We start from the raw sequence: 18,626 nt of genomic DNA, 5'->3' as shown, positions 1-18,626 counted from the left end.
CTAGTATTGTAAAATATCTCTTTTGCTTAGCTTATGGATAATAGCTGATAAGATAAAAGAGAAAAGGAAAACTACAACACCTATAGCAAGACCATATCCAAAAGATGAATTGGTGTAAGCTTGTTCGTATTGGTAGTTAAGAAGGGTTAGACTTGCCCCGTCAGGACCTCCACCAGTTAGGGCCTTTATGATCTGAAAGGCTATGTTTATATTAGAAATTACATAAAAGGTTAGGGTTGTCCTTATTGTTTCCCAAGTAAGAGGTAGGGTGATATCAAAAAATTGCCTAACTCTTCCGGCTCCGTCAAGGTTCGCAGCTTCATAAAGATGTTCAGGAATCTGACTCATGGTTGACATGTACATTACCATATAGTAACCTATCGCTTGCCAAATCATTGCAAAGGCGATGGAATAAACTACATACATCCTATCTCCAAGGAGGGGAATGTTGGTGTGATTTTCATTAAACAATCTCAAAAATCCATTAACAAGTCCTTGATCCATTCCGTAGATTGCTGCAAAGATAGATGCAATAACAGCTATGGATAAGATGTTAGGTATGTAGAAAATAATCCTAAAGAAGTTCCTACCCTTAAGCTTTTCCCTAGATAAGACTGAGGCGAATATAATTGCAAGAAACATAGTGACAATTGTAACTATAACTATCAAAAATATAGTGTTTTGAAAAGATCTAATAAAATTATTATCATTAATCAGTAACTTAAAGTTATTTAGGCCTACGAAAGTTTTCTTACCAGATAAGCCCCCGGTCTTAAAAAGAGACTCGTAGAAGACACTTATAGCAGGATATACCATAAAGATTGTGTAAAGTATCAAGGATGGCATAAGTCCACTTATAATAAATCTCTTCTTCTCTTTACTGTTTTTCATATTGACTCCTTATAAAAAGAAAGGCGGGAAAGCCCGCCCTTGATTTCTAACTATTTTTGAGCTTTTACAGCTTCTGATATTTTTTCTGCTGCAGAGACAACGTCATTTTGCCAGTCTTCTACAGATTTATCTCCATTTGCAACTGAGTTTACTGAATCGAATAACTCTTTTGTTATATCTACTCCCTCAACTGCAGGAGCTTGTCCCCAACCACCTAAGGCTGCAGTTACATCATCTTCATAGATTGAGTAGAATAATTTTTGATTTTCATCAGTAATCATATCTTTGATACCGTTAATTGGTTGAACAGCTCCGCCGTTTTCTAAGAAGGCCTTGCTTGCTTCGTCAGAGTATAGGTAAGCTATAAATTCCTTAGCAAGTTCAGCTTCTTTAGTAGATTCTGTAATAAAGATTTGTTCAAACCAAGAGTAAGCATATCTTTTGCCTTCATTCATTGAAGGTAAGGCCATTAGACCCCATTCAAAGTTATCAGCTACTCCTTGAGCATCTTTCATTTCTTCAACAATCCATGTACCATTAGGCATGAATAAGCTTTCGTTTTTCATTACTTGAAGTTGGTTTTGTGTGAATGATTCGTTATTTGCTTGGGCAACTGTGTTTGGATTTAGATATTTTAGGATCTTTCCGACAGTTTCAAAGTATGGAGTTGCTTCATTCTTCCAAGCTTCTGGGTCATAGTTTACTAGTTTGTCGAATAATTCAGATCCGCCAATGCTATAGAACATTGCAAATGAGAATGTATCGAAATATCCCGTTGTTGGGTAAGTAAATAAGGAAATGCCGTCTTTCTTAGCTTCTTCACCAAGAGCAATAAATTCATCCATTGTCTTAGGAAGTTCGTATTTTCCGCCACCTTCTTTAAACATTGCCTTGTTGTACCAAAGACCTGTTGGTGAATAGAAGAGTGGAGCAAGATAAGTTTTGCCGTCTCCATAAGGATTTGTTACTGCTGTGTCTGTAAAGCCAGGTAAAATCTTTTCAGAAACTTTCTTATCTTCTCCAGGAACTGTCATATCTAGGACATCTGTGATATCCATCAACATATTTTCTTTGATCATTGTTTCAGTAAGACCTGATTCTTGTCCGATGTTGTTATAGATTACATCAGGTGCGTTTCCTGCTTGGATTTCTGGCCTTATAACTTCATGGATATTTTTTTCGAACTTAGCTTCTACCTTAGCTCCGGTCATTTCTTCGAAGTTTGCGATTACTTTCTTCCAACCTTCAGTTCCATAACCACCGTCAAGACCTGCAAGTGTTAGGGTTTTTCCAGCAAACTTCTTGTCAGAACTATCTTCAGAAGCATCTTTTTCTTCTTTGCTGTCGTCTTTTTGTTCTGTCTGCTCATTAGCTGGAGCAGCTTCGTCCTTGTTTGCTCCGTCGTTTTCCTTAGCGCCACAAGCTGTAAATGCAAAAATTGCGAGTGCTGCTAATAAAGTTGTTTTTAACTTCTTCATATTTTCCTCCTTAAATATGGTAGTTACCTTTATCTAAATTATAAGCAAAGGTTTGCAATTTGTCAAGAGCTTTTTTTCTTTCAGAATAAAACGGGTTATAATCAAGCTGTACTAAGTTATATAAAAAATATTTAATATTTTTATACAATTAAATATTTAAAATATAAAATAATAATAAAACATTTACAAGGTCTTTAATTGATATATGGATACTACCACTTAGTTTTATGCATTATTAGGCATCCGACAGACTTTAGATAAATAAGTAATAAGATATTTTGTTTTAAGAAAAACCACCTTGATTAAGATCATCTCTTTTACCAAGGCGATTTGTTATACAGAAAAAAGAGCTACCGAAAAATTAATCTCTGTAGGCTCTTATTATAAATTATATTCCATCACTGAAATCTTCTTCATCATTATCTTTTTGGTCGTTTTGATAATGAACTATAGAATTGTGTGAGGTTTCAATTACATCTTCAATAAATTCTTTCATGTCATCAATGTCTGAGGAGAGTGCTTCATAGAGCATAGCAAAGTTTACTCCTGCTAGAAATTCTACATTATTCTTTTCAGAAAGGTTCATAACAGATCTATTGAAAGGAGTTCCTCCAGCAAGGTCTGTCAAAACAACTACATCCTCATAAGCTCCTAGTGATTCATAAGCTTTAACTAGGTCTTCATCTAAATTTTCGAAGTTATCTCCTTCGTGAAATTCGCAAATTCTTAAGTTATCAAATTCGCCAGCAATCATCTTTATTGTTGAGTAAAGACCTGTAGCAAGATGACCATGACAAGTTAATATTATCCCCTTAGCCATTAGAATAACCCTATATAAGCGCCAACTACACCTAATACTAGTAAGAACCCTATGCAGTGGATTGGTTTCCATGATTTCTTAGCTAATAGCCAATAGAGTAGTAGTGTTATTGATAATGGTACTAGACTTGGAATTATTCCATCTAGAACTTTTTGGATATTAACCTTTACTGGTTCTTCTTCATAAACGTTGAATTTTAATTCAGATTTACCATTACCTAAATCTTTTATGCTAGCTCCTTCTTGGAGGTCTTGGCTTAGTTTTCCATTTTCATCTTTTACAAAGATAAGATCATTGAATTCAGAAATTTGATCGTTATTTACAACGGTTTGTACTTCTTTTGCTACATTGGTTACACCGTTATCTACTTCAAGAGCAACCTTTGTGTTACCATAAACTGAAATTAAAGCACCAACTACGATTACACCAAGAATTGATGCAGCTCTAGTAAATTCTTTAGCATTGGCTGTAAAGATGTCTATAGCTTCTGTACCCATCTTATAAGACCAATTCATCAACCAAAAACGTATCAAGAATTGGAAGAGGTTAAATACTACCAAGAAAAGGATAGGTCCTGCTATATTTCCTTGAAGGGCCATATTTGATGAAATACCTGCTACAATAGGTACTAGGGTGAACCAAAATAGAGCATCACCTATACCACCGAGTGGTCCCATAGCTGCAACTCTGACAGCTCTTATTGTAGGAATTTCAACCTTGTTTTGTTCTAGTGAAAGAATTATTCCCATTACGAAAGTTATCAAGAATGGGTGAGTGTTGAAGAACTCTAGATTGTGAGTCATTGAGATCTTTAAATCTTCCTTATCAGTGTGAATTTTTTCAAGACCTGGAAGGATGGAGTACAACCAACCTGCAGCTTGCATTCTCTCATAGTTAAATGAAGCTTGTAGGAATAGAGACCTCCAAACCATTCTATTTAGAGTTTTCTTATCTAATTGATTGGCAGGCGTCCTGTCATTATATTCAAATGCTTCTTTATATTCCATCTTCGTAATCTCCTTCTTGACTAACAACAGGCTCTACGTTTTTAATCTTGGTATTAATTTGATAATCCCAGAAAGCAATAGCAAAACCTATTATTGCGATTATTAGTAATGCTGATTGATTTAATGCTTCGTTTGCCATTATGATTACTGCGAAAGCAAAACCTGCAAGGAAGAAACCCCAAAGGTCACGGCTTATCATTAATCTTAATAATACAGCGAAACCTACATATTTCATCATTCCACCAGCAACTCCAAGACCTCTCATTAGTGTCTCTGGTATAGCGTCTGCTACTTGTTTACCAAAAGCAGATCCTGCTATAAAGAATAAAACAACTATTACTCCAAAAATTGTACCGAGCATAAGCATAGCTCCGTAATTTAACTTTTCGATTCCTTTTGTGTCAGCGTGCTCAGCATAGCTATCAGCTTTAGCCATTAGAGGACTCATAACTGTAAATAGGATTGTAACCCCGTATTGTCCTAAAAGAGCAAAAGGTATAGCTGCTGCTACTGCGGCGTTTGCTTCAAGACCGCTTGTTATTGCAAATATAACTGATACGATACCACCGATTACTGCGTTTGGAGGTTGAGCACCACCTACTGGCATGTTACCAATGGTCATAAGTTGGTAAGTAGCTCCAACAACTAATCCAGTTTTTACATCTCCAAGTATAGCACCTACTACAGGTCCCATAACTATAGGTTGATATAAAGATTCGAGAAAACTGAACTGGTCTATAGCTGCTACAAATGTTACTATAAATATTAAAATTATTTGTAACGCATTGAATTCCATAATTATCCCCTTGTAAAATGAATGCTATTTAAGCATCCTACTATTAATTTTATGAAAATAGCTTATCTGTATTTTCTGGTGCTTCGGTTGGTACTTTTCTAATTTCTAACTCTACACCTTTTTCTTTTAGCTTCTTAAAAGCTTCTACATCGTTATCATCTACGGCTACGGTTCCAGCTACTTGTCTTTTACCATTTTCCATGTGCATATTTCCAATATTAACTTTAGTAATTGGAACACCACCTTCAACTAGGGTTAATACATCTTCTGGGCTTTGGCAGATAATAAAAATCTTTTGTCTATCTGCAGCCTTGTGAATAGTATTAATTGTTTTCTCCAATGTCCAATATCTGGTGTCTACACCATTTGGTGCTGCCATATCCATTAGCCCTTGTCTCATCTTGTTTGATGCAACTTCATCATTTGCAACTAATATAAGATTAGCTCCGATGACTTTTGTCCACTGAGTTGCGACTTGGCCATGTAGCAAACGGTTGTCGATTCTTGTTAAAACAATATTTGGCATAACTCCTCCTTGAATCACTTAATTATTTCGCTTATAGCAGAGCGATCGACTTTGATATCTACATTATCGGAAATATTTACAATAGCAGTATCGTTATTTATGCTTACAATCTTGCCGTGGATTCCTCCGAGCAATACTACCTTGCTGCCTTTTTTCAAAGCTTTGTGTAAGTCTTCTAGCCTTTTTCTTTGTTTCTTAAGATTCTTATAATTAAGAATTTGCATAATCACAAGAAATATGGCTATAAAGCCAAGCAAGACTAGGGAAATTTTTCCAATTTCAGCTAACATAAATCCTCCTTACTGGTAGTTACCTATACTAATATTATAAAATAAACGTTTCCTCTTGTCAATAGCTAGGGTATAAAATCCTAAAAGACCCTTACTATAAGTTGATATAGATGTGATCGTCTTTGTTTAATTATTAACATATATCGTATTTTTAAGAAAAAATTAATATCTTTTTCAAATGGTAGTTACCACTTTCCAGAATAAATAATTGAAATTATAATTTTATAAGGTAACATAAAGCTATAATTAATATTTGACAAAGATAGGGAGCTTTAGTTTAGACTTTGCTTACAGAAAGAAACAGTAGTTGAGAAGTTTCAGCAAATTAACTTAAGTACCACCCTAGAGTTTCTCATGTAATGTGAGACGTTTGGGCGCGATAAGCCTTCTAATGAGTTTAAAATTAGGTGGAACCACGAACGAAAGACGTATCGTCCTATAGCCAGCTGGCTGGGGCGTACGTCTATTTTTTATTTTAAGGAGAGATTATGATTAAGATTAAATTACCTGACGGATCAGTTAAGGAATATGAAAGCGGAGTTCTCGTGGCAGATGTTACAAAGGATATCTCCATGGGACTTTTTAGAGCTGCAGTAGGAGCTGTAGTAAATGGAGAAATCAAAGGCTTTGCTGAACCTATAGAAGAAGATAGTGACTTTAGAGTGGTTAAGTTTGAAGATAAGGAAGGAAAAGAAATTTTCTGGCATACTTCATCTCACGTGATGGCTGCTGCTATTAAGGAAATGTATCCAGAAACAAAATTTGCTATAGGACCAGCTATTGATGATGGTTTCTATTATGACATGGATCTTGAGCACAGATTTACTCCAGAAGATCTAGAAAAAATCGAAAAGAAGATGCTAGAGATTGCCAAAAGAGATCTAAAGCTTGAAAGAGTTGAGATTTCTAGGGCTGAAGCTTTGGAGAAGTTTAAGGAAGAAGGCCAAGACTACAAGGTTGAGCTTATAGAAGATCTTCCAGAAGATGAAAAAATCACCCTATACAAGATGGGAGATGCCTTCACAGACCTTTGTAGGGGACCTCACCTTCTATCTACTAAGCCTATCAAGGCAGTTAAGCTTAAGACAATTGCTGGTGCTTATTGGAGAGGAGATTCTGATAGACAAATGCTTCAAAGAATCTACGGAATTTCCTTCGAGAAGGCTAAGCAATTAGAAGAATACGAACAACTCCAAAAAGAAATCGAAAAGAGAGACCACAGAAAGATTGGTCGTGAGATGAATCTTTTTGCCTTCCACGAAGAGGGACCAGGCTTCCCATTCTTCCATCCAAACGGAATGATTCTAATGAACGAGCTATTGGGTTGGTGGACGGATGTCCTAAATGAAAATGGATATGGAGAAATCAAGACTCCACTTATCCTAAATGAAGACCTATGGCATAGATCAGGACACTGGGATCATTACAAGGAAAACATGTACTTTACAAAAATTGACGGCGACGCTTATGCGATAAAGCCAATGAACTGCCCAGGTTCTGTTTTGACTTATGCTTCTAACCAACACTCATATAGGGACCTTCCTATAAGACTTGCTGAGTACGGTCAAGTTCACAGACACGAGCTTTCAGGAACCCTACACGGACTTTTCAGAGTAAGAACATTTACCCAAGACGATGCTCACGTTTATTGCTTACCAAGCCAAATCAAGGAAGAAGTTTATAGGATGATTGACCTAGCAGACCTTCTATATTCTACATTTGGTTTCAAATACACAATCGAGCTATCAACAAGACCTGATGACTTCATGGGAGATATCAAGGATTGGGACTTTGCTGAAGACCAACTTAAGAAAGCCCTAGAAGAACGTGGAATCGACTATGAAATCAACCCAGGAGACGGTGCTTTCTACGGACCAAAGATCGACTTCCACCTCCTAGATGCTGCTAAGAGAGAATGGCAATGTGGTACTATCCAACTTGACTTCCAACTACCACAAAACTTTGACCTAACTTATATAGACGAAAATGGTGAAAAACAAAGACCAGTTATGCTCCACCGTGCCCTACTTGGATCAATCGAAAGATTTATCGGAGTTCTAACAGAGCACTTTGCAGGAAGATTCCCACTATGGATTAACCCACAACAAGTAGAAATCATCCCGGTTTCTGATAAGTTCATCGACTACTGTGAAGATTTAAAAGAAAAAATCAAAGAAGCAGGATTTAGAGTAAATATCGACTACAGAAGTGAGGGAGTAGGATATAAGATCCGTCAAGCTCAACTAATGAGAACAAACTACATGCTTGTAGTAGGAGAGAAGGAAGAAACTTCTGGCAAACTTACTGTAAGAAATAGGGACGGAGAAGAGACATCTGACGTTTCAGTAGATGAATTTATAGAAAAAATCTCTAAAGAAAGAGATTCAAGAAGCATGGAAAATATATTCTAAGATGACCTTCAATGCTATAATCTTAGGAACAGATCACAACAGCTACTCTGTGGCAAGAAGCTTTTACGAGGCCTTTGGCAAAAAGCCTATTGTCATAGGGGCGGCTGTCCTCGTTCCTTTTTATAAATCAAAGATTGCTGATGTCTACACCACCAAGGGATTTTCATCAGACGATGAGCTTTTTTCAAATTTTATCAATGAAGTTATAGGAAAAAGAGAGGAAGAGGACTTTGTATTTTTTGCTCCGACAGAAAGATACATAGATACTCTCCTAAGAAATGAGAAAAACTTTAACTTTTCCTACCACATCCCTTACCCAGACCTTGAGTGGGCAGAAAAGCTCTTGAAGAAATCGGAGTTTTACTCTTATTTAGAAAAAATAGATCTTCCTTATCCTAAGACTTATATTGCCAATAAGGATAATATAGATGGGCTTGATTTTGATGGGGAAATTTTCCTAAAGGCAGACGACTACGACGCCCTTCTTGACTCATCATGTGAAAATATCCAAAAAGGCTACCATGTAAGAAGTAAAGATGAGGCCAAGGATGTCCTAAGAAAGGTCTACGATAGTGACTTTAGGGGAGATTTTATCTGCCAGCAATTTATAAATGGAGGTCAGGGAAGTGAGTATTCCCTAAATGGCTACAGGTCAAGGGATGGGAAAATATCCTTTGTTCTTGCAAGAAACCTCCTATCAGATTTAAGGCCAATGTGGGTAGGAAACCACCTAGTCCAAGTAGATAGTGATGAGGATATCATGTATGATTTGGCAGAAAAAATCGTGACCTCTCTGGACTACCACGGACTCTTTAATCTAGATTTTAAGAAAGATTCAAAAACCGGCGAGATCTTCGTTCTAGAGATGAATATAAGGCAAGGCAGGACCTTCTATTACTCAACCCTAGCTGGGGTGAACCTAATAGAGCTTGCCATAAATGATTTGATTTTTGGTAAAACTGAGGCTAAGAAGACTCAAAGACCTTTCAGGCTTCAGGCAATTTCTGCTAAAAAAGCCTACGAAAATGTGGAAAAAGAACTCAAAGAGGAGTTTAATAAGAAAGGTCGAGAAGAAAACTCGGCAATTCACGTCATAAGCGATTATGATGACAATATGCTTAGAAAATTAAAAGTAAATGAGTCTATAAAAAGACAAGAAAAAGAATTATTTGACTAAGAAGATATCGGCAGGTCCGGTATCTCTTATATTGCCAAAAATTTTATCAAAAAATTTACAGGAAAATAAGAAAGGAGTTTATATGGAAAAAACTGTAAGCAAGAAAGAAAACATCATGGGAACCATGCCAGTCGGAAGTCTTCTTGTGAAGATGAGCATACCTATGGTGATTTCTATGCTTGTTCAATCAATCTATAATGTAGTAGATTCGATATTTGTTGCTAGAATTTCGGAAGAAGCTCTTACGGCAGTGTCTTTGGCATTCCCAGTACAAAACATAATGCTTGCCTTCGCTATAGGAATTTCAGTAGGAGCAAGTGCTCTCTTGAGTAGGTATTTGGGCATGGATGATAAGAAAAGAGTAGGATCTGTCGCCATGCACGGAGTAGTACTCTCTGTTGTTGGGGCTATTGCCTTTGCCTTATTCGGTATATTTTTCACTGATTTTTTTGCAAATTCCCAAGCAGCGACTCCTGAAATTGTATCCTACACTAGGGATTATTTGTGGATCGTTACTATCTTTGGATTTGGTTTATTCTTCCAAGTTCTTTGTGAGAAGCTCCTCCAAGCGACTTCCCTTACCTTCTATACAATGATTGTGCAAATATCAGGAGCCTTGATCAACCTTATCTTAGATCCTATCTTTATCTTTGGCTTATTTGGATTTCCTAGAATGGAAGTAAAGGGAGCGGCCCTTGCCACAGTGATAGGTCAAATTGGAGGATCTATTATAGGCCTTATTATAAATAAAACAAAGAATACAGATATAGAAGTAGATTTCAAACATTTTAGGCTTCATGGAGATATACTAAAACAAATATTTTGGATAGGTCTACCTTCCATAGTAATGAGTGCCATATCTTCTGTGATTATCTTTATCCTAAATGCAATGCTTAGAGGATTTGGTCAATCAGCAATTGCAGCCTATGGGGTAATGTTTAAGCTTCAATCCTTTGCCTTCCTTCCAATAATAGGAATTTCTAATGCTATGGTTTCAATCATTTCCTTTAACTATGGAGCAAGGCATGTAGCAAGGATTCGTAGGTCAATCAAGCTTGCCTTAATATCAGGAATAGTCCTTGTTGGAATCGCTACTGTATCTTTGTGGATTTTGCCAAATCAAATCTTTGACCTCTTCAATGCTACAGAGACCATGAGAGAAATCGGAGTTCCAATGATCAGGATAGTCTCCCTATCATATATAGTAGCTTCAGTTTCTATAATATCTGTAGGAGTCTTCCAAGCCTTGGGCAATTGGCAATCAGCAATCCTTCAATCTTTCCTAAGACAATTCTTTATTCTCCTACCAACCTTCTACCTATTTTCCTTAACAGGAAATATAGACCTAGTATGGTGGTCCTTCCTTATATCTGAAGGCCTTAACACAATTATGTGTGTGTATTTCTTGAAAAGAGATATCAAAAATAAAATAGATGTATTATAAAAAAGACCAGCTCTCTTTCCTAGAGACGCTGGTTTTTATATGCCTACCAATAAAATATTAAGAGGTCTTATATTTAATTTAAAAAGTACTTGACCGATAAAGAGACTTATAAGGGTAGCCAAGAGGCTTGTAACTAGGATATTTTCTCCTAAAACAAGTCTTAGGCCTATAAAGATTGTCGGATACATATAAATATAGACAAAGATCATAAATTTCTCGAAGGATATTTCACTAGCCTCTCCAAAGCCCTTTAGCATGAGATAAATTATTAGGACAAAAGATAAGAAATATCCGTAGCTTAGCTTATATTTAGTACTAAGGAAGATTTCCAAGATTAATATTCCTAGAGAAGTTACATAGAGGAGGGGATTTATCTTATCCGCTCTTCTAATCCTAAGTCCCATTACAAAGACTGCGAAATACAAGAAAATATCCTTGAAATTTGGAAAGCCTATTAGAATTTTGCTATAATCATAGTAATAGAATAAAGCAAGGCTAATGATACCGAGTGTACTTGAAAAAGTACTGCCAAAAATCCTATTAATTAAAAATTCCACTAAGAAAAATATACCCACAAGACTTATAAGGTCATAAAGTCTTCTTAGAATTTGATAGAAGTCGTCCAAGATGGATTTATTTAAACTTAGCTTAAAACCCTTTATGAGAAAGAAATTAATCAAAAGGTGGAAGACTAAAGGAAGGAACAAGAGACCGACCCTCCCTGTATCCATAAAGGAAATCATATAGGCTATGTAGGCTATAAGATAAGTATTTACTATCCTATAGATGATTTCTGTATTTAATTTTATTGAAGGAGCTGCAATTGGGGTAAAAAAACTAATAATGAGTAGGATAAGCCCCAAAAGGCTGGCTAAATTTATTTTTTTCATACTTAAATCATATCACAAATAAGAAAAATTACTAATAAAATGATATAATACTCAATATAGGAGCAGATATGACAAGACAAAGAAGGCCATCCGTGGATGGTAGAGAATCGAGAAATATAAGAAGAGAAGAATTAAGACGAAGAAAACGAATCAAGAAACGTAGAAAGGAAAGAATCCTCCGCATAGGATTTATCCTTGTAATATTACTCGCCCTAATATTTGCTGTAAGAAAGCTTACATCTTCGAATAAGAAAATAGCAGGCGACATAGAAACAGCTATCAAAAGCTATGATGAAGCCTATTTTGAGAAAAACATGGATAGGATGGATGTAATCATGGATGCCCTAAAGAAATCCTACTCCAAGGATGAGAAGGAAGAGAAGGAATTCTATGAGGCAGCCTTTAAGAACTTATCCATAACTTATATAGAAGAAAAGAAGGTAGAAGGCGGGAGAGAATTAAGCCTTGAGATAGAAAATGCCAACTATATAGATGTCTATAATAGCCTGGAAGCAGGATCAAGCCACGAGGATTATATTAAGGCCCTGTCAAGGGAAGATAATCCTAAAAAGAAGGCTAGAGTTAGTATTTTTATAAGAGATAAGATGTTTTCAAAGAAGATTTATGAGTCAAGACCCTTTGTAAATGCCATATTGGGAGGGGCCCTAGATTACGCAAACTAGGAGGATATATGTTTTACGCAAACGGATCAATCAAAGAATGTAAGAGGGTGATGAAGGAGAGAAATTCTCTGGCATTCACAATTCATTTATTTATCCTGATGATTTTAGCTATGTCTTTTTCTCATATCCTAATTAGATTGGTATCTAATCTTATAGGCAAGGGAGATTTTCTTATAAAAAAGTTGGGAGAAAATCACGAGTATGCCATGATTTTTAATCTTTGGTCTACTTTACTGGTAAGCCTTGTTGTGTATATATTTGTTAAATATTACCAAAAGAGAAATCCTAAATCCTTGGGCCTTGTAGATGATAGGAAGGGGAGATCTTACCTTAAGGGTCTTCTTATAGGTAGTGGGATGCTTGCTACATCTTTCCTTTTTGCCTATCTCTTGTCTGGATTTAAAATTCGACTAAATATCCAAAATGTAGACCTTAAGATTTTTATTTTCTTTGTAATGGGCTGGATCTTACAGGGGTTTGAGGAAGAATTTATCACAAGATCTGTTTTAATGAATTATCTAGGAGCTCTTAGAAATCCCAGGGTGGGTATTATTACCAACAGTCTGGTATTTTCTATCCTTCATTTGGGCAATTCTTATTTTAACCTCCTAGCCTTTGTCAATATATTTTTGATGGGACTTGTATTTTCTATGCTTTTTTATATAGGAGATAGTATATATATTTCAGCCGCCGCCCACAGCGTGTGGAATTTCCTTCAAGCTAACTTTTTTGGAATAAATGTAAGCGGAATAATCACAAGCAAGAACACGATTTTTTTAAGTGAATCTGTAGGAAATAAATGGATAAGTGGGGGAGGATTCGGCATAGAAGGGAGCCTAGTAGTTACAATTGTTGAGATACTTGCCTTGTATTTACTATATAAGAAGGCGAGAAAAGCCAGTTTGATAAGATAGAAAAAGCCAGGCTTATAAGTCCTGGCCTTTTAAATTCTATATTTGTTTTTATTTATTTTCGTATCCTGGCTTTCCAAGAAGTTTAAACATTTGAGCCTTGTATTCTTCAACTCCTGGTTGGTTGAATGGATTTACTCCTAGCATGTAGCCTGAAACTCCTACAGCTATTTCGAAGAAGTAGAAGAGCTTGGCGATTTCTTTTTCATTAACTTCATCCATTTCAATTCTGATATTTGGAACATCTCCCTTAACGTGGGCTATTGTTGTTCCTTCCATGGCTTGTTTGTTTACAAAGCTCATTGTCTTACCAGCGAGATAATTTAATCCGTCTAGATTGTCCTCATCTTCCTTGATTGTAAGGTCACTTACAGGATTTTTAACTTCTATTACAGTTTCAAATAAGTTTCTCTTGCCATCTTGGATCATTTGTCCAACTGAGTGGAGGTCTGTTGTGTTGTTTACAGCTACTGGGAAGATTCCCTTACCGTCTTTTCCTTCGCTTTCTGCGAAAAGTTGCTTCCACCATTCAGCTATATATTTAAGTTTTGCCTCGTAGTTTACAAGAACTTCGAGGTCCTTGCCATCTTCGTGGAGCATATTTCTAATAGCTGCGTATTTCATAGCAGGATTGTCGAAGGACTTTTCGGTGTAGAGGTCCCTGCCCTCAGCGAAGCCTTCCATAAACTTATCTATATCTATGCCACATGCAGCAAGTGGTAGGAGACCTACAGCAGATATTACAGAAAATCTTCCGCCTATATCATCAGGAACTACAAATGTCTCATAGTCTTCTGCATCAGCAAGTTCTTTTAGGGCTCCCTTTTTGCTATCGGTTGTCGCGAAAATTCTCTTTCTTGCTTCTTCCTTGCCGTATTTTTCTTCGATTGCTTCTCTTAAGAATCTAAAAGCTATAGCAGGCTCTGTTGTTGTACCTGATTTAGAGATTACGTTTAAAGAGTAATCCTTATCCTTTAAGTAATCTAGAAGTTCGTTTAAGTATTGGCCTGAGATTTGATTTCCTGCATAGATTAGCTTAACTTTTCTATCAGATCCAAAGTAAGAATCACAAGCGACATCTACTGCCTTAATTCCTAAATAAGATCCACCAATTCCTATTGATACCAAGATATCGGAGTTTTCTCTTATTCTTTCAGCAGCCTTCTTGATTCTTTCGAACTCTTCCTTGTCATAATCGACTGGTCTGTCAATCCAGCCCAAGAAGTCATTGCCCTCGCCAGTTTTTCCCATGAGGGTATCGAAGGCAGTCATAGCTTTTTCTTCATAGCTATTAATCTTTTCTAAGTTTACATTATTAAAATCTAATTTCATATTCTCCTCCTGTCTTTCTATGTGTATTATACCCGATAATGCTATTTTCCATTATCAAATAATTATGCATCAAATAAAGAGCTAAATGTGAAAAAGGATCTTAGAAAGGAAAAGGTTTCCCTTATAAATCATTTGTGAGTGGAAAATCCTAAGTTGGCTAAAAGCAGAGATAAAATTAGGATGAATTATGTAGTTGATAATGATTATATATATCATATTTAGAATGAGAAAAACTTTAGAATCATTCTTGACAAGTGCAAAAATAAAGATTATAATATGAATAGAAGTTGAAGAGAAAAAGAAAAAGGAGATTACATATGACATTAAAAGGAACAAAAACAGCATCTAACCTTATCACATCATTTGCAGGTGAAAGCCAAGCAACAATGAGATATAGATATGCAGCTAAAGTAGCTGACAAAGAAGGTTACAAACAAATATCTGCTATATTTGAAGAAACAGCAAGAAACGAAGTAGAGCACGCAGCAAGATTCTACAAATTCCTAAAAGAAGAGTTCAAACTTGATGCTATCGAACTTAACCCAGAATACACAGCATTCCCAGTTGTATTCCACGATACACTTACAAACCTACAAGGTGCAATCGACGGAGAAAACGAAGAAGCTGAACACATGTATCCATCATTTGCAGACGTTGCAGAAGAAGAAGGATTCGACGAAATCGCAAGAGCATTCAGAAACATAGCAAAAGTTGAAGCAGCTCACAGAGATAGATACCAAAAACTACACGACAATGTAGAAAACGGAAAAGTATTCGAAAAAGACGAAAAAGTTATCTGGAAATGTGGTAACTGCGGATTCCTTTACGAAGGAAAAGTAGCACCAAAGATTTGTCCAGCATGTGCACACAAACAAGAATGGTTCGAAATCGCAAGCTTCAACTATTAATAACATATCAAAAACCAGGGGTCAGGCTCCTGGTTTTTTTCTGCTCCAAATAGCGACTTAGACTAAGTAAATGTATAATTGTAGAAAGCAGGAGATATTAGATAGATAAGGAGAAAAAATGAAAGTTATAGTATGCAAAGATTATGATGATATGAGCAAAAAAGCAGCTGACCTTGTTATAAATAACATCAAGTACAAGCCACAAATAAAACTAGGACTTGCGACAGGATCCTCACCAATAGGAGTCTACGAAAACCTAGTTAAGGCAAATGACGAGGGAGAGATTAGCTTTAGATATGCTAAATCAGTAAATCTCGACGAGTATGTTGGAATTGATCCGGATAATGAACAATCCTATAATTATTTCATGAGAAAGAACTTCTTCGACCATGTATCCTTTAATGAAGGGGCAAATATAATTCCAAAGGCAAGTGAAGTAGATGAAAAATACGCCAAAGAATACGATAAAATCTTAGATGAATTCGGCCAAAGAGATATACAAATTTTAGGAATTGGAGAAAATGGCCATATCGCCTTCAATGAACCAGCAGATAAGCTAAATAAGAGGACATCTATAGTAAAACTTACAGATTCTACAATCGAAGCAAACTCTAGATTTTTTGAAAATGAAGCCGATGTTCCAAGATATGCTATCTCAATGGGAATGGCAGATATATTTAATGCCAAGACCATAATCCTTCTTGCAAATGGCAAGAAAAAACACGAGGCTGTTAAAAGACTACTAGAAGATGAGAAGATATCAACAGATCTTCCAGCAGGATTCCTATCTCTTCACCCAAATGTTTATATATATGTAGATGAGGAAGCTTATAGGGGTTAAAAGTAAAGAACCAGGGCTATTGCTCTGGTTTTTTTCTGCAAACTATTGACAAAGATACTTGTCAAAGATACAATAATGACAACAATAGTTGTCAAAAGAAAGGAGGATTTATTGAGATTAGTTAATAACCTTTCTAGTTTGAGGAAGGAAAAAGGTATGAATCAGACAGAACTTGGAGAGAAGGTTGGAGTTTCTAGACAGACCATCTCTCTAATAGAAAGGGGAGACTACAACCCATCTATTGTGGTTGCCCTAAGCCTTGCTAGGGTGTTTGAAGTAAAAGTCGAAGATATATTTAGCTTGGAGGAGATTAATGAATAAGAAAAAATTTGTAATGTTAATTATAGGAGGGCTTCTAGTTGGGGCCTTGTCTGGATGGATATTTGAAAATATTGCACTAAACGATTTGGGAGAGGCTATTAAGTTCTTCTTAATAAAAAATGTATTTAAGATAGTTCTTACAGTAATAATAATAAGTATTTTAACAGCATTTGATTTTTATAGGAAATCTAAGGTAGAAATCGAAAAAGGCCTTCAAGGTGAAGATCCGATTCAAACAAAATACACTAACTATAGCCTCATGGTTAGGGATATAAGTATTTTTCTAATCTTTGGACTTGCTTCTATGTGGGCTATGTCCATGGGAGTGTATTCCAATGAAGCTTGGCTTAATCTAGGAGAGTCTGTGGTTTTGATAGGGGCCTTAGTAGCCTATATAATTCTTATATCAGTGATTTTTCAAAAAAACTACGAGCTTATCAAGAAAGTAGAACCAAATAGAAAAGCGGACACCCTTGATTTTAGGTTCAATAAGAAGTTTATAGAAGAATCTGACGAGATGACTAAAGCCGATTATTACAAGAAAGGCTACAAGGGCTATAGGGCAATAATACTTACAAATTTCATAATGCTAGTAGTCCTATCAGGCTTAGCCTTTTACACAGATGTAGGGATACTAGCACCAATATTTTTAGCTATTTCTTCTATAATAGGAATTATAGCAGCAAAATAAATAAAAAAGAAGGCTTCTGTCAATTGCTAACAGGAGCCTTTTATCTTACTTACAGGGAAAGGATCTTATTATTGAAATTTAAAATACCTAATATATAAACTTAGAAATCATCATCTAAGATATCTTCTAGGTCTTCTGAAATATTTTCCTTATCCTCTTCTTTTACGGTAGATTTTAGGAAGGAAGAAATATCATTATAAGAAAGCTCGTAAATTCCCACATAGGGTTGTTCGAAATAAAGTTTTTTATCTTCTTCATAGATGGTATTTCTTATGTATCCGCCTTCTGACATTTCGATACTTACTAGCATAAACTCGTCTTTATTAGGAAAATCTGATACGCTTTCTTTCTTTGTTAGTTTAGAGTTTTCTAACAATTGTAGAAAATTTTCTATATCATTATTTTCCTTAATTGTCTGTTTTTCAACTCCTCTATCATTTGCAATTTTGATAAGGCTAAGGCTTTTTACATCATCTGCCTTGGGAATACTCGGTCCTTCGTTATTAGGTCTTATCTTTAATAAGACGCCTATGATTATTAGACCTATTAATACAAGGTAGTACTTTTTCTTCATTATTCATCCTTTCATCTTCAAAAATGTTAATTTTATCTTTTTTTACTATATTATGGTCATATTAAAATGTAAAAACTGCGATATAATAGGCAAATCAGTATGTCTTACAAAGATAAGAGGCTAGTAGTCTTAGCTTAAAAATTCAAATCTGAAGGTCGAGTATATAGCCCTTATTTAAGTCGTAATTTATAATAAAGAGGCTCTTATGACCTTTTTTGTCGAAATCTTCCTGATATTTGTAGATAGTACCGGGGTTTTTCTCAAGAATCTCTATTGAATGAAGAATATCGTCATAGTCATCTATTTCTTCCTTACTAGTTTTCATAATTTGCTTAAGACCTTTTGATTTTTTGTAGTAATCGTCATCTATGCTTTTTCCCTCAATTATATTCTTGTTATCAATTATAATTTCATAGATATCAAAATAATCATCGCCAAAGGCTCTCTGAGATTTGTATATTCCTTTTATCTTGTAAGATTTATTTTTCTGGGTATTTTTCTTGGATATTGAAAATACAGCTAAAAACCCAAGGATTATAAGTATCAAGATTTTCAATTTATTATTTTTCATCTTATTATACTTCCTTTTTCAGCAAAATTCTAATTTAAATTACCTGAGATAAATTGTAAACTTT

General features: G+C 35.5%; 20 protein-coding genes. 9 read left to right on the top strand and 11 right to left on the bottom strand.

The window, feature by feature from the left end; genetic code table 11:
• The 7 genes from RCH56_RS02195 to yajC all read right to left on the bottom strand — a co-directional run bounded on the left by RCH56_RS02195 (position 1) and on the right by yajC (position 5,808).
• Complete coding sequence (locus tag RCH56_RS02195) at positions 1–891, bottom strand: carbohydrate ABC transporter permease (RefSeq protein ID WP_306483364.1); 891 nt, start codon at positions 889–891, stop codon at positions 1–3.
• A gap of 50 nt (positions 892–941) precedes the next feature.
• The gene (locus RCH56_RS02190) at positions 942–2,369 is read right to left on the bottom strand and encodes a carbohydrate ABC transporter substrate-binding protein (protein WP_306483363.1); all 1,428 of its coding nucleotides are present in this window, start codon (positions 2,367–2,369) and stop codon (positions 942–944) included.
• Positions 2,370–2,757: 388 nt separating this feature from the next.
• Positions 2,758–3,189, bottom strand: coding sequence for a PTS sugar transporter subunit IIA (locus RCH56_RS02185; RefSeq protein WP_306483362.1), 432 nt, complete (start codon positions 3,187–3,189; stop codon positions 2,758–2,760).
• Complete coding sequence (locus tag RCH56_RS02180; protein WP_306483361.1) at positions 3,189–4,196, bottom strand: PTS system mannose/fructose/sorbose family transporter subunit IID; 1,008 nt, start codon at positions 4,194–4,196, stop codon at positions 3,189–3,191. The genes RCH56_RS02185 and RCH56_RS02180 overlap by 1 nt, the downstream gene beginning before the upstream one ends.
• Positions 4,186–4,992 carry a PTS sugar transporter subunit IIC gene (locus RCH56_RS02175; RefSeq protein ID WP_306483360.1) on the bottom strand — a complete coding sequence of 269 codons (807 nt, stop codon included), beginning with the start codon at positions 4,990–4,992 and terminating at the stop codon, positions 4,186–4,188. The genes RCH56_RS02180 and RCH56_RS02175 overlap by 11 nt, the downstream gene beginning before the upstream one ends.
• 49 nt (positions 4,993–5,041) lie before the next feature.
• Entirely contained in the window at positions 5,042–5,518 is a 477-nt protein-coding gene (agaV, locus tag RCH56_RS02170; RefSeq protein ID WP_306483359.1) for a PTS N-acetylgalactosamine transporter subunit IIB, read from the bottom strand.
• A gap of 14 nt (positions 5,519–5,532) precedes the next feature.
• Complete coding sequence (gene yajC, locus RCH56_RS02165; RefSeq protein WP_306483358.1) at positions 5,533–5,808, bottom strand: preprotein translocase subunit YajC; 276 nt, start codon at positions 5,806–5,808, stop codon at positions 5,533–5,535.
• 488 nt (positions 5,809–6,296) lie between these two features.
• Here yajC and thrS point away from each other — a divergent pair, with 488 nt between their 5' ends.
• The 3 genes from thrS (at position 6,297) to RCH56_RS02150 (ending at position 10,840) form a co-directional block, all read left to right on the top strand.
• Positions 6,297–8,219 (top strand): threonine--tRNA ligase, encoded by a 1,923-nt coding sequence (gene thrS, locus RCH56_RS02160; RefSeq protein WP_306483357.1) that lies wholly within the window; start codon positions 6,297–6,299, stop codon positions 8,217–8,219.
• A 1-nt stretch (position 8,220) separates the two neighbouring features.
• Positions 8,221–9,396 (top strand): ATP-grasp domain-containing protein, encoded by a 1,176-nt coding sequence (locus RCH56_RS02155; protein WP_306483356.1) that lies wholly within the window; start codon positions 8,221–8,223, stop codon positions 9,394–9,396.
• An 82-nt stretch (positions 9,397–9,478) separates the two neighbouring features.
• The gene (locus RCH56_RS02150; protein WP_306483355.1) at positions 9,479–10,840 is read left to right on the top strand and encodes an MATE family efflux transporter; all 1,362 of its coding nucleotides are present in this window, start codon (positions 9,479–9,481) and stop codon (positions 10,838–10,840) included.
• Between the two features lie 35 nt (positions 10,841–10,875).
• On the opposite strand, the gene RCH56_RS02145 is transcribed toward RCH56_RS02150, so the two are convergent.
• The gene (locus RCH56_RS02145; RefSeq protein WP_306483354.1) at positions 10,876–11,730 is read right to left on the bottom strand and encodes a hypothetical protein; all 855 of its coding nucleotides are present in this window, start codon (positions 11,728–11,730) and stop codon (positions 10,876–10,878) included.
• Positions 11,731–11,798: 68 nt separating this feature from the next.
• Between RCH56_RS02145 and RCH56_RS02140 the strand changes: the two genes are divergently transcribed.
• Positions 11,799–12,413, top strand: coding sequence for a hypothetical protein (locus RCH56_RS02140; RefSeq protein ID WP_306483353.1), 615 nt, complete (start codon positions 11,799–11,801; stop codon positions 12,411–12,413).
• A gap of 8 nt (positions 12,414–12,421) precedes the next feature.
• Positions 12,422–13,327 carry a CPBP family intramembrane glutamic endopeptidase gene (locus tag RCH56_RS02135; protein WP_306483352.1) on the top strand — a complete coding sequence of 302 codons (906 nt, stop codon included), beginning with the start codon at positions 12,422–12,424 and terminating at the stop codon, positions 13,325–13,327.
• A 48-nt stretch (positions 13,328–13,375) separates the two neighbouring features.
• Here the strand turns inward: RCH56_RS02135 and RCH56_RS02130 are convergent, their stop codons facing one another.
• Positions 13,376–14,656: a glucose-6-phosphate isomerase gene (locus tag RCH56_RS02130; RefSeq protein WP_306483351.1), complete on the bottom strand. Its 1,281-nt coding sequence runs from the start codon at positions 14,654–14,656 to the stop codon at positions 13,376–13,378.
• Between the two features lie 317 nt (positions 14,657–14,973).
• On the opposite strand from RCH56_RS02130, the gene rbr reads away from it, so the two are divergent.
• From rbr to RCH56_RS02110, 4 genes are all read left to right on the top strand, one after another.
• Positions 14,974–15,564 carry a rubrerythrin gene (gene rbr, locus RCH56_RS02125; protein ID WP_306483350.1) on the top strand — a complete coding sequence of 197 codons (591 nt, stop codon included), beginning with the start codon at positions 14,974–14,976 and terminating at the stop codon, positions 15,562–15,564.
• 118 nt (positions 15,565–15,682) lie between these two features.
• On the top strand, positions 15,683–16,405 hold the full coding sequence (nagB, locus tag RCH56_RS02120; protein ID WP_306483349.1) for a glucosamine-6-phosphate deaminase: 723 nt from the start codon (positions 15,683–15,685) through the stop codon (positions 16,403–16,405).
• Between the two features lie 75 nt (positions 16,406–16,480).
• Positions 16,481–16,726 carry a helix-turn-helix transcriptional regulator gene (locus RCH56_RS02115; RefSeq protein WP_306483348.1) on the top strand — a complete coding sequence of 82 codons (246 nt, stop codon included), beginning with the start codon at positions 16,481–16,483 and terminating at the stop codon, positions 16,724–16,726.
• A complete protein-coding gene (locus RCH56_RS02110) occupies positions 16,719–17,417 on the top strand; it encodes a DUF3169 family protein (RefSeq protein WP_306483347.1) in 699 nt (232 codons plus the stop codon). Before RCH56_RS02115 ends, RCH56_RS02110 begins: the two co-directional genes overlap by 8 nt.
• A 100-nt stretch (positions 17,418–17,517) precedes the next feature.
• Here the strand turns inward: RCH56_RS02110 and RCH56_RS02105 are convergent, their stop codons facing one another.
• Positions 17,518–17,991 (bottom strand): DUF5301 domain-containing protein, encoded by a 474-nt coding sequence (locus RCH56_RS02105; protein WP_306483346.1) that lies wholly within the window; start codon positions 17,989–17,991, stop codon positions 17,518–17,520.
• Between the two features lie 142 nt (positions 17,992–18,133).
• Positions 18,134–18,562, bottom strand: a complete 429-nt coding sequence (locus tag RCH56_RS02100; protein WP_306483345.1) for a hypothetical protein — start codon at positions 18,560–18,562, stop codon at positions 18,134–18,136.
• Positions 18,563–18,626 lie beyond the last annotated feature (64 nt).

This window comes from Anaerococcus sp. (genome assembly GCF_030825785.1).
Classification (GTDB): domain Bacteria; phylum Bacillota; class Clostridia; order Tissierellales; family Peptoniphilaceae; genus Anaerococcus.
Note: the sequence above shows the minus strand (reverse complement) of the source record. Positions and strands in the feature narration are given on the sequence as shown.

Excerpts from the sequence above, each read along its gene's own strand:
- RCH56_RS02195 (WP_306483364.1), bottom strand. The coding sequence starts at position 891 with ATGAAAAACAGTAAAGAGAAGAAGAGATTTATTATAAGTGGACTTATG.
- RCH56_RS02190 (WP_306483363.1), bottom strand. The coding sequence starts at position 2,369 with ATGAAGAAGTTAAAAACAACTTTATTAGCAGCACTCGCAATTTTTGCA.
- RCH56_RS02185 (WP_306483362.1), bottom strand. The coding sequence starts at position 3,189 with ATGGCTAAGGGGATAATATTAACTTGTCATGGTCATCTTGCTACAGGT.
- RCH56_RS02180 (WP_306483361.1), bottom strand. The coding sequence starts at position 4,196 with ATGGAATATAAAGAAGCATTTGAATATAATGACAGGACGCCTGCCAAT.
- RCH56_RS02175 (WP_306483360.1), bottom strand. The coding sequence starts at position 4,992 with ATGGAATTCAATGCGTTACAAATAATTTTAATATTTATAGTAACATTT.
- agaV (WP_306483359.1), bottom strand. The coding sequence starts at position 5,518 with ATGCCAAATATTGTTTTAACAAGAATCGACAACCGTTTGCTACATGGC.
- yajC (WP_306483358.1), bottom strand. The coding sequence starts at position 5,808 with ATGTTAGCTGAAATTGGAAAAATTTCCCTAGTCTTGCTTGGCTTTATA.
- thrS (WP_306483357.1), top strand. The coding sequence starts at position 6,297 with ATGATTAAGATTAAATTACCTGACGGATCAGTTAAGGAATATGAAAGC.
- RCH56_RS02155 (WP_306483356.1), top strand. The coding sequence starts at position 8,221 with ATGACCTTCAATGCTATAATCTTAGGAACAGATCACAACAGCTACTCT.
- RCH56_RS02150 (WP_306483355.1), top strand. The coding sequence starts at position 9,479 with ATGGAAAAAACTGTAAGCAAGAAAGAAAACATCATGGGAACCATGCCA.
- RCH56_RS02145 (WP_306483354.1), bottom strand. The coding sequence starts at position 11,730 with ATGAAAAAAATAAATTTAGCCAGCCTTTTGGGGCTTATCCTACTCATT.
- RCH56_RS02140 (WP_306483353.1), top strand. The coding sequence starts at position 11,799 with ATGACAAGACAAAGAAGGCCATCCGTGGATGGTAGAGAATCGAGAAAT.
- RCH56_RS02135 (WP_306483352.1), top strand. The coding sequence starts at position 12,422 with ATGTTTTACGCAAACGGATCAATCAAAGAATGTAAGAGGGTGATGAAG.
- RCH56_RS02130 (WP_306483351.1), bottom strand. The coding sequence starts at position 14,656 with ATGAAATTAGATTTTAATAATGTAAACTTAGAAAAGATTAATAGCTAT.
- rbr (WP_306483350.1), top strand. The coding sequence starts at position 14,974 with ATGACATTAAAAGGAACAAAAACAGCATCTAACCTTATCACATCATTT.
- nagB (WP_306483349.1), top strand. The coding sequence starts at position 15,683 with ATGAAAGTTATAGTATGCAAAGATTATGATGATATGAGCAAAAAAGCA.
- RCH56_RS02115 (WP_306483348.1), top strand. The coding sequence starts at position 16,481 with ATGACAACAATAGTTGTCAAAAGAAAGGAGGATTTATTGAGATTAGTT.
- RCH56_RS02110 (WP_306483347.1), top strand. The coding sequence starts at position 16,719 with ATGAATAAGAAAAAATTTGTAATGTTAATTATAGGAGGGCTTCTAGTT.
- RCH56_RS02105 (WP_306483346.1), bottom strand. The coding sequence starts at position 17,991 with ATGAAGAAAAAGTACTACCTTGTATTAATAGGTCTAATAATCATAGGC.
- RCH56_RS02100 (WP_306483345.1), bottom strand. The coding sequence starts at position 18,562 with ATGAAAAATAATAAATTGAAAATCTTGATACTTATAATCCTTGGGTTT.